General features: G+C 49.5%; 10 protein-coding genes, 1 other RNA gene and 1 other annotated feature. Of the genes, 9 read left to right on the top strand and 2 right to left on the bottom strand.

The features are described from left to right. Window positions 1-67: 67 nt before the first annotated feature. From BN1080_RS09620 to dtd, 3 genes are all read left to right on the top strand, one after another. Entirely contained in the window at window positions 68-1,609 is a 1,542-nt protein-coding gene (locus BN1080_RS09620) for a glycosyl hydrolase family 28-related protein (protein WP_052654531.1), read from the top strand. 102 nt (window positions 1,610-1,711) lie between these two features. Beyond that, complete coding sequence (locus BN1080_RS09615) at window positions 1,712-3,904, top strand: RelA/SpoT family protein (RefSeq protein WP_052651845.1); 2,193 nt, start codon at window positions 1,712-1,714, stop codon at window positions 3,902-3,904. Between the two features lie 9 nt (window positions 3,905-3,913). Then, entirely contained in the window at window positions 3,914-4,354 is a 441-nt protein-coding gene (dtd, locus tag BN1080_RS09610; RefSeq protein ID WP_052651844.1) for a D-aminoacyl-tRNA deacylase, read from the top strand. Between the two features lie 205 nt (window positions 4,355-4,559). Here the strand turns inward: dtd and BN1080_RS09605 are convergent, their stop codons facing one another. Continuing rightward, window positions 4,560-6,107, bottom strand: coding sequence for an N-acetylmuramoyl-L-alanine amidase family protein (locus BN1080_RS09605; RefSeq protein WP_052651843.1), 1,548 nt, complete (start codon window positions 6,105-6,107; stop codon window positions 4,560-4,562). A 166-nt stretch (window positions 6,108-6,273) separates the two neighbouring features. Beyond that, window positions 6,274-6,516, top strand: a binding site (T-box leader). A 53-nt stretch (window positions 6,517-6,569) separates the two neighbouring features. Here BN1080_RS09605 and hisS point away from each other — a divergent pair. From hisS to BN1080_RS09590, 4 genes are all read left to right on the top strand, one after another. Further along, window positions 6,570-7,850: a histidine--tRNA ligase gene (hisS, locus tag BN1080_RS09600; RefSeq protein WP_052651842.1), complete on the top strand. Its 1,281-nt coding sequence runs from the start codon at window positions 6,570-6,572 to the stop codon at window positions 7,848-7,850. Window positions 7,851-7,853: 3 nt separating this feature from the next. After that, on the top strand, window positions 7,854-9,638 hold the full coding sequence (aspS, locus tag BN1080_RS09595; RefSeq protein ID WP_052651841.1) for an aspartate--tRNA ligase: 1,785 nt from the start codon (window positions 7,854-7,856) through the stop codon (window positions 9,636-9,638). 45 nt (window positions 9,639-9,683) lie between these two features. Beyond that, a non-coding RNA gene (gene ssrS, locus BN1080_RS17015) (6S RNA) lies at window positions 9,684-9,868 on the top strand. 277 nt (window positions 9,869-10,145) lie between these two features. Continuing rightward, window positions 10,146-10,910 carry a tRNA threonylcarbamoyladenosine dehydratase gene (locus BN1080_RS09590; protein ID WP_052651840.1) on the top strand — a complete coding sequence of 255 codons (765 nt, stop codon included), beginning with the start codon at window positions 10,146-10,148 and terminating at the stop codon, window positions 10,908-10,910. Window positions 10,911-11,099: 189 nt separating this feature from the next. On the opposite strand, the gene BN1080_RS09585 is transcribed toward BN1080_RS09590, so the two are convergent. Beyond that, complete coding sequence (locus BN1080_RS09585) at window positions 11,100-12,389, bottom strand: replication-associated recombination protein A (RefSeq protein ID WP_052651839.1); 1,290 nt, start codon at window positions 12,387-12,389, stop codon at window positions 11,100-11,102. Window positions 12,390-12,522: 133 nt separating this feature from the next. Here BN1080_RS09585 and cymR point away from each other — a divergent pair, with 133 nt between their 5' ends. Together cymR and BN1080_RS09575 are read left to right on the top strand one after the other, a co-directional pair. Then, entirely contained in the window at window positions 12,523-12,939 is a 417-nt protein-coding gene (gene cymR / locus BN1080_RS09580; protein WP_052651838.1) for a cysteine metabolism transcriptional regulator CymR, read from the top strand. A 13-nt stretch (window positions 12,940-12,952) separates the two neighbouring features. Further along, window positions 12,953-14,086 (top strand): cysteine desulfurase family protein, encoded by a 1,134-nt coding sequence (locus BN1080_RS09575; protein ID WP_052651837.1) that lies wholly within the window; start codon window positions 12,953-12,955, stop codon window positions 14,084-14,086. The last annotated feature ends 14 nt before the right edge of the window (window positions 14,087-14,100 follow it).

Below are 14,100 nucleotides of genomic sequence, written 5' to 3'. Positions count from 1 at the left end.
TCTCTCTGCCTTTTGGCAGGGGGATTTTTTTATAAATGCGGGGGTATGGAAAGGAGAGGTGATGGAAATGGAACTAAGCAAATACCACGATCCAGGAAAAAATAAAGAATTGATTGCGGCGATTTTGAACGATCCAAAGCCGTTGGCAGAAACGACAAGAGAAACGCTTGAACTTTTTCATTCCGTTAAACATTCAAAGCCGCTTCCCTTCCACAGTAATTACCGTAAATCGTGGATGGAACGTTTGTGGGCGTTGACCGGCAAAAAACATTCAACGGTGGATCCATATCATTATTCCATTACAGTCGCTGGAGGCGAAGCCGTACCCGAATGGAAAAGCGGGCTCGACCGGGAATATGCGAATCTGGAACGTTCGTTTCAGCGAATCGTAAATGTGGAATCTTTCGGGGCAGTCGGGGACGGAGTGACCGACTCAACGGAAGCCTTCCGAAATGCGATTGGAAGCGGGCAGGTGGATGTCTTTGTCCCTTCCGGCATTTTCATTGTGCGAAAAATCGATTTGCCGTCCTGGACTAGGCTGCGCGGAGCGGGCAAAGGGGCAACGGTGATCCGTCTCCACGATGAAGCGCCGAAAAAGCAGCGGCTCGTCACAAATCGAAACTACGTAAAAGGCAATCATCATATTTCCGTTGAAAACTTAAGCCTCGATTGGAATGTGGAGCGCCTCGGCAATATTGAAAACACGAGCGCCGGCCTCAACCATTCCAGCTGCCTGACCTATGCGCACTTGACTTATGGCTGGGTGAAAAATGTCGCGGCGTATAATCCTGGCCTGCATTGCTTTGACATTTCGTCTCCGACCTATAATTACGGCGGCGACGGGATCCGGGCAAGAGGAGGAAGCCGTTACATCTGGCTCGACCGGGCAAGCGGCTATGGATTTGGCGACGACGGCATCACCACCCATCACAGCGATTATATTTTCATTTCCAATTCGCATTTCTGCGACCCGAGCGGCCGTTCCCATCAAAAAGGCTTTTCCAATTCGAACGGCATCGAAATCGATGACGGCTCACGATTTGTCTGGCTGTCGAACAACTCGACAGCGCGCTGTTTCGGCGGTTTGGAAATTAAAGCCCACGCCACTTCGTCAGCTGCGACCGGTGTTTTTATTTCCGGCCATTTATCTGTCCATGACAACCGGTCGTTCAATTTCCGCCATATCGGCCACCATAAAGCGGAAGATCCGGATTCACTCAGCGCTTATAATATCGCAGCGCAATATCTTGTATCCGTCGCGCCGGTGTTTGCGGACATGTACGCCGGATCTTCTCCGCGGGCATTGGTCGTTTCGGGATTCCGCAACGTTGCCATCAACCGCTTCCGCTTTATCGGAGATCCGCACTATGACTATGCCAATCAACCGGCAGCCGCCATCCAATACAAAGCGGCGAATGTTTCCTTAACGAATGGAACATTTTCCGGATTCCGCACAGCGTCAGCAGACATTTCAATTGCCGGCGGGAAGCAGCCCGCGCTCCATGTGAAAGCGGCAAATATCCAGTGCCTTTCTTCCGCCAAAAAATCCGTCTCTGTCGGAAAAGGAAATTCGACAGCCATAGTTGAACAAATTAAGGCAGATTTGTGAAACAATTAAAGGTTAATTGCCACAAGGCTTTACTTTTACACCTGTTATTTTTTATAATAGAAAGATATACTTTTCGAAAAATTAAAAGCAAGGTGGGCAATTATGGCGAAAGATTTAGTAAGGACACCTGAAGACGTATTTGAGATGGTTGCGTCTTATATGAATGCCGATCATGTAGAAACGATTAAACGAGCATATGAAGTAGCGCTGAAAGCCCATGAAGGACAACTCCGCAAATCCGGCGAACCGTATATCGTCCATCCGGTGCAAGTGGCTGGGATACTCGCAGAACTGCAAATGGACCCAGCGACTGTTGCTGCAGGCTTTTTGCACGATGTCGTCGAAGACACGACTGTCAGCCGTGAAGACATTGTCCGTGATTTCGATGAAGAAGTCGCCATGCTGGTGGACGGCGTGACGAAGCTTAGCAAGATTAAATACATGTCCAAAGAAGAGCAGCAAGCAGAAAATCACCGCAAAATGTTTGTCGCAATGGCTCAGGACATCCGCGTCATTTTGATCAAACTGGCAGACCGCCTGCACAATCTGCGGACGTTGAAATACCAGTCCGTCGAGAAACAGCGCATGAAAGCGAATGAAACGTTGGAGATTTTCGCGCCGATTGCACACCGTCTCGGTATCAATACCATTAAATGGGAATTAGAAGACACAGCCCTTCGCTACTTAAATCCGCAGCAGTATTACCGCATCGTCAACCTGATGAAAAAGAAGCGCACCGAACGCGAAGAATACTTGAATAATGTCATGGATGAAATTCGCAAGCAGCTCAACGAAGTTGAGATAAAGGCGGATCTTTTTGGGCGTCCAAAACATATTTACAGCATTTACCGCAAAATGGCGATTCAAAACAAGCAGTTCAATGAAATCTATGACCTGCTCGCTGTCCGGGTAACGGTTGAAAGCATCAAGGATTGCTACGCCGTACTCGGCATCATCCATTCTACGTGGAAGCCGATGCCGGGCCGCTTCAAGGATTATATTGCGATGCCGAAGCAAAACCTTTACCAATCGCTCCATACGACGGTCATCGGGCCGCAGGGCGATCCATTGGAAGTGCAGATCCGGACGGAAGAAATGCACCGCATCGCCGAATACGGGGTCGCTGCCCACTGGGCGTACAAAGAAGGTAAAAAAGTCGATATGCCGAAGAATACGGTCGATTCGCGTTTGACATGGTTCCGTGAAATCCTGGATTTCCAGAACGAAGCGGACAACGCGGAAGAGTTCATGGAATCCTTGAAATTCGACTTGTTCTCGGACATGGTTTACGTGTTCTCACCAAAAGGCGACGTCATCGAAATGCCGGCTGGATCGGTGCCAATCGATTTTGCCTACCGTGTCCATTCGGAAATCGGCAATAAAACCATCGGCGCCAAAGTGAACGGCAAAATGGTCCCGCTCGATACCGAATTGAAGACAGGCGACATTGTGGAAATTCTCACATCGAAGCAATCATTCGGCCCAAGCCGAGATTGGCTGAAAATCGCCAAGTCGACGCAGACGAAAAACAAGATCAAGCAATTCTTCAAAAAGCAATTGCGTGTGGACAATGTCCAAAAAGGGAAAGAACTCGTTGAAAAAGAAATCAAAGCGCAGGATTTTATTCCAAAAGATGTGTTGACGAACGAAAACATCAAACGGGTTTGCGAAAAGTTCAATTTTGCCGGGGAAGACGATATGTTTGCAGCGGTCGGCTTTAACGGCATGACGGCGCAGCAAGTCGTCAACCGGCTGGCTGAACGCCAGCGCAAAAAACGCGAGCAGGAAGAAGCGATCGAGAAATTGACCGTGGAAATGAAATCCAATGCGCCGCGCAAACAGACGGAATCGGGCGTCATTGTCCGTGGCATCGACAACATGATGATCCGCTTGTCCAAATGCTGCAACCCGGTGCCGGGCGACAGCATCATCGGGTTTATTACGAAAGGCCGCGGCGTTTCCGTGCACCGCGCCGATTGTCCGAACATCCATGCAGACCAGATGGACCGCTTGATCCCGGTTGAATGGGACAATTCGGGGCTTCCGGAAAAGAAAGACTACCAAATCGATATCGAAGTGGAAGCTTATGACCGCACCGGCCTCATCAACGAAGTGATGCAGATGGTCAGCGAAGCGAAAACGACCATCGCTGCCGTCAGCGGCCGAGCCGATTCGAATAAAATCGCGACGATCAACATGACGATCCTGATTCCGCATATTACGCATCTGAACCGGGTAGTGGAACGCATCAAACAGATTCCGGATGTCTATTCCGTTCGCCGCGTCACGAACTAAGGAGGAACTATGAGAGTTGTTTTGCAGCGTTCAAAAGAAGCATCCGTAACCGTTGACGGGGAAGTGACGGGTTCGATCGAATCGGGCTACGTCCTGCTTGTCGGGGTTACGCATGAAGATACACAAAAAGATGTCGACTACGTCGCAGGGAAGATTGCCCAATTGCGGTTGTTTGAAGACGAAGACGGCAAGATGAACCGGTCGATTTTGGAAAACGGCGGAGACATCCTGTCGATTTCCCAGTTCACCCTTTACGGCGACGTGAAAAAAGGGCGCCGCCCGAGCTTTATCCAAGCTGCGCGCCCCGAAACGGCTGAACCGATCTGGGAAGCATTCAACGACGCACTCCGAAACAATGGGTTGAAAGTGGAAACCGGCATTTTCGGTGCAATGATGGATGTGGAGCTCGTCAACGACGGCCCTGTCACGATCGTAGTGGAATCGAAATAATAAAACCGGCTTGAAGGGGAGACCTTTTGAGCCGGTTTTTGGTTTTATTTGCGTAAAAAGTGGAGTTGTTTGCGGGATTCTCGAGTTTATTTGCACAATAAGTGATTTTATTTGCAGCAACCGGCTCGTTGTTTGCGCAATAGCGGACTTTATTTGCAAAATACACAAAAAAACAATGCGGAAGAAAATTCTCCGCATTGTTTTTTTACTCTTCTAATTGCGCATCAAAATAATGGATAATGCCGTTATACAAACCGAGTGCGGCCTGGTCACGGAATTTGCTGGTTGAAACAATTCGTTCGTCGTTGTAGTTGCTCAGGAAGCCAAGTTCAACGAGAACAGCAGGCTGGCGATTTTCGCGCAGCACTAAATAATTTCCGGGCTGGACGCCGCGGTCACGCAATTCGACTTTCTTGCCAAGCCCCGCGTTAATGTATTCAGCCAGCGGTTCCTGGTAATCATGCAGATAATAAGTCGTAAATCCAGAGACGCTGCTGTCATTCGTTGCGTCATAGTGGAGCGAAATAAAAGCATCCGCTGCCACTTGGTGTCCGGTGGAAACGCGTTTTCTCAAATCGACATACACGTCGGACTGCCGTGTCAGCACCACTTCCGCACCAGCAGAACGGAGATGGTGCGTCAACGTTTCAGCCGTTTTCAAGGTCAAGTCTTTTTCTTCAGTATCGCGTGCACCGACCGTACCGCCATCATTTCCGCCATGCCCGGGATCGATGACAATCGTCAAGCCGTCTAATGTGCCAGCTTTTCGGTCAGGTTTTTCTTTCTTTTCTTGCTGGACAGTTTCCGTTTCACCACTCGTCACGACCCAAGTCGCGATATAGGCATCTTGTCCGCCAGGCAAGGAAACTTGATACCAGTCGCCGTCTTGGCCGATGACCGACAAACGTTCTCCGGCATTTGAGCGGCTGACGACTTCAGAAGAAGTTGAAGGCTTCGAGCGGAGATTGGTGCCATCTGTCAAGACAGTCACCACTTCCGTATCGGTGCCGGAAACAGCGTTTGCGCTTTGATCGGATAAATGGCCATGAAACGCATATACCCAACCGCTGTCATTCGCGCTCAGTTCAATTTCGACCCAATTGCCTTCCATCGATTTGATCGGGAAGACTTTGCCTTTGCGCACTAAATCTTTCACGTCGGAATTCAGATCCGGTTTCGTGCGGACATTCAATGCGTCTACCGCAATCTCAAAAGAAGAGACGGCAGCTGCTTCAGGCGAGGGGCTGCTGACCGAGCTTTCGGAAACGCTTATGTATTGTTTGGCAACAAAACCGCGAGTATTATGGAAATCGATTTCGACCCAGTCACCGGCTTGCTGGATGATGGTCGCTTGTTCGCCGGCATTCATTTGCGTCAGGACAGAAGACGAAAGATCTGGCTGTGTGCGGACATTCAGCCGGTCTACAGTTGAAACGGCTGTCTCGCCAGATGCGCTGCTGCCAGAGTCACTTTTTGCTGATGTGGTCAGCCAAGAAGCGATCCATCCGGTTTCGCCGTCGATGTTTACTTCGTACCACTCATCTGATTGCGAAACGACGTTAACGGTTTCGTCTTTTGACAGGGAACCGGTGACGCTATACGATAAGCCCGGACCGCTTCGGATGTTGACGGTAGATGCAGAGATTTTCATCTCCGTGCCAGCGGCATAAGCTGCCGGAACATTTGCGGCAGGCAGGCTGCCGGCGGCCAATAAAATAAATAAGATCAAAACAATCGGCCATTTGCGGTTCATGTAGCACCTCCTTGGAACTTATTGAATTGGGACGCGAGGAAAAGAAAATCGGCATGGAATTTTCCTTCGTCTACTTTGTATTATTGTAAAAAATCCGGCGTTTGTCAAAAAAGGTTGACAAGGATTCGGGGAGTCCTTAAGATTAATCATTATACTCATATATTTAGATTTGCCGATGACGAAGAAAGTAATTGCATGATTGGCTGAAAAGAGAGGGAAAGTCCTGGGCTGTAAACTTTCCTGCAGGGATCTGTGATGAAAAACACTTAAGAGGCTCCTTTCTGAAAGGCTTTTGGCTTATTAGGAATGGACGGAACCGGCCGTTATCCGGAATGAGAGGATGGACAGTTTTTTTGTGCATCAACTAGGGTGGAACCGCGGAAGCTGAAAATGAGCTCTCGTCCCTTGCGTAAGCAAGGGGCGAGGGCTTTTTTGTTTGGAAAAAATAAGGGAGTGAAGAAAATGAGCATTCAAGCACCACGTGGCACATACGATATTTTGCCTGGCCAATCAGAGAAATGGCAGGAAATCGAACAGAAAATCAACGAACTATGCCGGCTTTACCAATACAAGGAAATCCGGACGCCGGTATTTGAGCACACCGAATTATTCCAGCGCGGTGTCGGCGATACGACAGATATCGTCCAAAAGGAAATGTATACATTCCAGGACCGCGGCAATCGCAGTCTGACGCTTCGTCCGGAAGGGACCGCTTCTGTAGTCCGGTCGTTTGTGGAAAATAAACTATTCGGCTTGCCGGACCAGCCGGTCAAATTATTCTATACGGGCCCGATGTTCCGCTATGAACGCCCGCAAGCAGGCCGCATGCGCCAGTTCGTGCAGTTCGGCGTGGAAGCGATCGGTTCAAAAGATCCGGCGATCGATGCAGAAGTGATTTCATTGGCGATGGAGCTTTACCGTTCCGTCGGTTTGAAGCGGCTGCGCTTAGTCATCAACTCGCTTGGCGACACCGAAAGCAGGCTCGCGCACAAAGAAGCGCTGGTGGCGCATTTCGCGCCGCGCATCGATGAATTCTGCAGCGACTGCCAGACGCGATTGGAAAAAAATCCGCTGCGCATCCTGGATTGCAAAGTCGACCGCGACCACCCGTTGATGGCGACAGCACCGTCGCTTGCCGATTATTTAAATGAAGAATCTCAAGCTTATTTTGATGATGTGAAAATGTATCTTGAAGAGCTTGACATTGACTATGTGGTCGATCCGAACTTGGTTCGCGGACTCGATTACTACAATCACACCGCTTTTGAAATCATGAGCGACGCCGAAGGATTTGGCGCCATCACGACACTTTGCGGAGGCGGACGCTATAACGGGCTTGTCGAAGACCTCGGCGGACCGGAATCGCCGGGCATCGGCTTTGCGATGAGCATTGAGCGTCTACTCCTGGCATTGGAAATGGAAAAAGTGGAAATCGGAAAGTCGCAGAATTTGGAAGTGTACGTGATTGCGATGGACGAATCCGCGAAGAAACAAGCGTTCAGCTTGCTCAAGGATTTCCGGGCAAACGGCATTTCGGCCGATATGGATTATACCGGACGCAAATTGAAAGCCCAGATGAAATCAGCAGACCGCAAAGGCGCAAGCTACGTCATCGTCATCGGAGAAACGGAAATGGCAAGCGGCAAAGCCGGTTTGAAAGAAATGGCTACCGGCGAACAGCAAGAGCTTTTATTCTCTGAAATGGCCGAAACGATCAAGAATAGAAAAACATTGGAGGAATAAAACATGTCGAGATCGCATTATTGTGGTGAAGTAAATGAAACTGTTATCGGACAGCGTGTAACGTTAAAAGGATGGGTACAAAAACGCCGTGACTTAGGCGGTTTGATCTTCGTAGATGTACGCGACCGCAGCGGCATCGTCCAAGTCGTGTTCAACCCTGAAATCTCAGAAGAAGCGGCAGCGATCGGGGAATCCTTGCGCAATGAATTCGTCGTCCACATCGACGGCCTGGTTGTGGAAAGAGCCGTTGGCCAAGTGAATGCGGCGATGAAAACCGGAAAAGTGGAAGTGCAAGTGGATCACGCTTCGATCATCAACGCAGCGAAAAACCCGCCTTTTGCGATTGAAGACAATACAGACGTCAGCGAAGACTTGCGTTTGAAATACCGCTACCTCGACTTGAGACGCCCGGCGATGTTCGAAACCTTCAAAATGCGTTCGGATATCACAAAATCGATCCGCAGATTCCTGGACACAGAAGGGTTCTTGGAAGTGGAAACACCGATCCTGACAAAATCCACACCGGAAGGCGCCCGCGATTATTTGGTGCCGAGCCGCGTGCATGACGGCGAATTTTATGCGCTTCCTCAATCGCCGCAGCTGTTCAAGCAAATGCTGATGGTTTCCGGATTCGATAAATACTACCAGATTGCCCGCTGCTTCCGTGATGAAGATTTGCGTGCTGACCGCCAGCCGGAGTTCACCCAAATCGATATGGAAATGAGCTTCCAGTCAATGGAAGACATTATCGGCATGAATGAGCGCTTGATGGTCCAGATGATGAAAGAAGTGAAAAACGTCGACATCGAGCCGACTTTTCAGCGCATGAGCTATACAGAAGCAATGGACCGTTTCGGATCTGATAAACCCGATGTCCGCTTTGGCCTTGAACTTGTCAATGTTTCAGACCTTGTGAAGGATTCTTCTTTCAAAGTGTTCACAGGCGCGATTGAAAACGGCGGCGAAGTGAAATTGATCAACGTCAAAGGGCAAGCGGCCCATTATTCACGCAAAGACATTGACGCACTGGGTTCATTTGCGGCGGTTTACGGCGCCAAAGGGCTTGCTTGGATGAAAGTGGAAGCAGACGGCATCAAAGGGCCGATTGCGAAATTCTTTGAAGGCGAAGCGGCAGATGCATTGAGGGAGCGCGCTGAAGCGGAAGCAGGAGACCTTCTATTATTCGTCGCGGATTCTTCGGCAGTTGTGGCGGATACATTAGGGGCACTTCGTTCGAAATTCGGCAAAGAGCTTGGCTTGATCGACAACTCGGTCTACAAATTCCTATGGATCACCGACTGGCCGCTATTTGAATACGACGAAAAAGAAGGCCGCTATTTTGCAGCGCACCATCCATTCACGATGCCTTTTGAGGAAGATATCGATAAATTGGAATCAGACCCGCAAAACGTCCGTGCACAAGCTTATGATTTAGTATTGAACGGCTATGAACTTGGCGGAGGATCGCTTCGCATTTATCGCCGCGACATTCAAGAGAAAATGTTCAGCGTGCTTGGCTTTACAGAAGAAGAGGCGCGTTCGCAGTTCGGCTTCCTGATGGATGCTTTCGAATACGGCACGCCGCCGCACGGAGGCATTGCATTTGGCTTAGACCGTTTGGTGATGCTGCTTTCTGGCCGCACGAACTTGCGCGACACGATCGCCTTCCCGAAAACAGCGAGTGCAAGCGACTTGCTGACGGATGCGCCAAGTCCAGTATCCAAAGCGCAGCTTGATGATTTAAGCCTATTGCTGAATGTTCAGAATACTAAAAAAGAACCAGAGTAAATTTCTTGTGCAAATAAAAAGAGTGTGCTAACATACAATTAGTAGAGAATCCTGATGTGTTCGTTACGAGCAATTCAGTTTTGACCCAACATTTTGTCGTCGGGAGACCAAATTTCATCATGGCTAACATGCCTTAACGGGAAGTTATAAGTGGTGGAGAGGTCACCCACCTGCTAGAAGCGGGTTCAAAAACGATGCGCAACACCAAGGACGGCACGATTGGGATTCTCCTATTATTTTAAATTTCCGCCCTCCGGCAATTTGTCGGGGGGTTTTATTTTGAGAAGAATAGGTATACTTTTTAAAGGTGCGAAGAATTTATAGTGGGCGTATTTCATGTCCAGACTCCAGCGCCCAGCCCCTCGAGTCGCTTCAGCCTTTCCGCCAATGGCAAAGAACGCCATTATCGGCAAGGCTTCCAGCGCTTGTCGGGGCTACACGGGCGCTTGCGCTTTTCTTCGTGTATAATTCCTAGTAGAATGATCAACTTTGAAGGGCAGGGAAATTATGTTACATCAATTTTCAAGAAATGAACTAGCAATCGGCAAAGAAGGCATGGACCTCGTCAAAAATTCGACAGTGGCCATTTTAGGGGTAGGCGGGGTCGGATCGTTTGCTGCAGAAGCATGCGCACGCAGCGGCGTCGGCCGCATCATTTTAGTGGATAAAGACAATGTCGACATCACGAATGTCAACCGCCAATTGGTGGCGAATCTTTCGACGGTCGGCCAGTCGAAAGCGGAAGTCATGAAAAACCGCATCGCGGACATCAACACGGACTGCGAAGTGATTTCCTTACATATGTTTTATACGGAAGAGACATATGAAGAATTTTTCAGCTACGAACCCGATTATGTCATCGATGCATCGGATACAATGATCTATAAAGTGCATTTAATGACGGAATGCTATAAGCGCGGCGTGAAAATCATTTCAAGCATGGGCGCTGCCAATAAAACAGACCCGACGCGTTTCCAAATCGCTGACATCTCGAAAACGCATACCGATCCGCTAGCGAAAGTCATCCGCCGGAAATTGCGTGCAGCCGGCATTAAAAAAGGGATTCCCGTCGTTTTTTCTGATGAAAGTCCAATCATCGTCCGCGAAGACGTGGTGGAAACTGTAGGAAAGCCGAATGCGCCGATCCGCAAAGCGCAGATGCCGCCATCCTCGAATGCATTTACGCCGTCGACGGTCGGCTTGATCTGTGCGAGCTGGGTCATCAACGACATTACAAAAAACATTCACATCAACCGTGTACGAAATAACTAAAAAGGATCCGGCTCGAAAGCTGAGCCGGATTTTTTATGCGGAAAATTGCTGAACGTTTATAAAAAACTTCGAAGGTTTGCAAATTTTTCAAACCGCTTATAAAAGAATAAATACGATAACCGAAAGCAGCCCTCTCCTATGAAAGCAAAAAAAGAGCCATTTCCAGAAGCGGAAATGGCTTTCGATCGTTTATTTTTTATTTTTCCGGAATGATTTCAGCTTTTCGTAAATGCCGGCGTACTTTTTCTCAGCTCCGGCAATCACCGGTTTATAATATTCGGCTTTCCGCACTTCTTTCGGCAAATAATCCTGGTCGACCCAGCCCCCGAACGAACCGAGCGGCGTGTCATGCGGATACCGGTAGCCGCCATGGCCAAGTTCGGCGCTTCCGGCGTAGTGCGTGTCGCGCAGATGCATCGGGATGTCGCCAGTCTCGCCTTTATTGATAGCGGAAATTGCCGCGTCGATCGCCCGGTAAGCGGAATTCGATTTTTCGGACAGGCACATTTCGGCGACGGCTTGTGCGAGCGGAATGCGGGCTTCGGGCAACCCGAGGCGATCTGCCGCCTGGCAGGCTGCGAGCACATGCCCGCCAACTTCCGGATTCGCGAGGCCGATGTCTTCATACGCCATGACGAGCAAACGTCGGGTGACGGCCGTCAAGTCGCCATTTTCTAATAGGTGCGCTAGATAATACATCGCAGCATTAACGTCGCTGCCGCGGACCGATTTTTGGAGCGCTGACAGCAAATTAAAGAAATGAGAGCCTTTTTTGTCGCCGAAGACGCCGACACGCTTAATCATCTGCTCCACCATTTGGTCTTCAACAATGAACGTATCGTCGATTTCATCCGATGCGATGATGATCGACTCGAGCATCGTCAGCGCTTTACGGGCATCGCCGTTTGTGCCATCTGCGATGCGCTCGACTTGTGCCGGTGAAATCCGGATCTTTAAATTGCCAAGGCCGCGTTTTGGATCGGTTAAAGCGGTGTTCAATAAATTCACAATATCGTCATGGGTCAACCGCTTGAGCTGTTTGATTTCCCCGCATCGGGAACGGATCGCCGGGTTCACGTCATGGAACGGGTTTTCCGTCGTGGCGCCGATCAACACGATCGCGCCGCTTTCGACATGCGGCAATAGGGCATCTTGCTGGAGTTTATTGAATCGGTGGATTTCGTCCAGGAATAAGAGGACTTTTCCGGTCATGCGCGATTCTTTGACCACGTCTTCGACATCTTTTTTGCCGGAAGTCGTCGCATTGAGCGCGATGAACGGCAATTTCGATGTGCCGGCGATGGCGTGGGCGATCGAGGTTTTGCCGATCCCCGGCTCGCCGTACAACAGCATCGACGGGATATGGCCGTTCTGGATCATTTTATATAAAGCCGTATGCGGGCCGATGACATCTTGCTGGCCGACCACTTCATCAATGGTGCGCGGACGCATACGGAAAGCTAAAGGTTCGTTCTGCAATGAAAAAACTCCTTCCGTACATTCGTTCTATCAGTATATCGTTTTGCTAAATAAAAGTCATTGCAAGTCCATTTCCGACAAATATGCTATACTATTTTGAAGAATAATTGGAATCTGACTCAGAGGTGTAAGCATGAAAATTTCAACAAAAGGCCGCTACGGCTTGACGATTATGATCTCACTCGCCAAACATTACGGAGAAGGGCCGATTCCGCTCCGGAAAATTGCGGCAGAATATGATTTATCCGAAGCGTATTTGGAGCAGCTTGTCGGCCCCTTGCGCAATTCGGGATTGGTGAAAAGTGTTCGAGGCGCTTACGGCGGCTACATGCTGACGCGCGACCCGAAAGAAATTTCCGCCGGAGATGTCATCAAAGTGCTGGAAGGCCCGATCCAACCAGTGGAAGGCATTGAAGACGAAGCCCAGCCGCAGCGCGAATTGTGGATCCGCATCCGCGATGCTGTGAAAAATGTGCTGGAGACGACAAGCATCGACGACCTTGCCAACCAAAAAGAAGACAATAACGAAAATTATATGTTTTATATATAAGGAGACAGTTAAAATGAATCGAATTTATTTAGACCATGCAGCCACTTCTCCGATGCATCCGGAAGTGGCTGAAACCTTTTCCGAAGCGCTTCTCAGCGTTTTCGGCAACCCATCAAGCATCCACGGGACCGGACGCGCAGCACGCAAGACGCTAGACGACGCACGGCGCATGTTTGCTGCAAGCATCCATGCAGACGACCCGGAAATCATTTTTACAAGCGGTGGGACGGAAGCGGACAATATGGCGATCTTCGGCACCGCTGCCAAAAAAGAAGGCAAGCACATCATCACATCGCAAATTGAACATCACGCTGTTTTGCATGCCTGCGAGAAATTGGAACGCGAAGGCTACGACGTAACGTACTTACCGGTTGACGAAAAAGGGTTGGTCCGAGCAGAAGACGTGAAAAATGCACTGCGGGACGATACAATTCTAGTGACCATCATGCTAGGCAACAATGAAGTCGGATCGGTTCAGCCGATTGCGGAAATCGGTGAACTGTTAAAAGAGACAGAAATTACGTTCCATACGGATGCGGTACAGGCTTATGGCGTTTTGCCGATTGACGTAGAAGCGCTGAATGTCGATCTTCTTTCTGTATCGGCCCATAAACTCAACGGCCCAAAAGGCATCGGTTTCCTTTATCAGCGAAAAGGCACGCCGCTTTCGCCGATTTTTTACGGCGGCGAACAGGAACGGAAGCGTCGTGCGGGAACAGAAAATGTTCCGGCGATTGCCGCATTTGCCAAAGCGGTCGAAATTTCGCTCGCGACGATGGACGAGCGGGCGGCAGCCTATGCGCGATATAAACAAATTTTTAAAGACGTCTTAACGGATGAAGGCATTGAGTTCTCCGAAAACGGCGGCAGCCAAATGCCGCATATTTTGAACTTGAGCCTGCCGGGAATCGATATCGAATCGTTCCTCGTTAATTTGGATATCGCCGGAATTTCCGCTTCGAGCGGATCGGCCTGTACTGCCGGCTCCATCGACCCGTCACATGTACTTGTGGCGATGTTCGGTGAAAAAGCCGAGCAATTGCGCAATTCCATCCGGTTCAGCTTCGGCATTGGCCTGACTGAACAGCAAATAACAGAAGCTGCAGAAATGACAGCACAAATCAGCAAGCGTTTAGCGCTGCTATGAAAAGGTGATAGAAA

The organism is Planococcus massiliensis (assembly GCF_000821325.1).
In the GTDB taxonomy this organism is placed as follows: domain Bacteria; phylum Bacillota; class Bacilli; order Bacillales_A; family Planococcaceae; genus Planococcus; species Planococcus ruber.
This window is presented reverse-complemented; position numbering and strand designations above follow the sequence as displayed.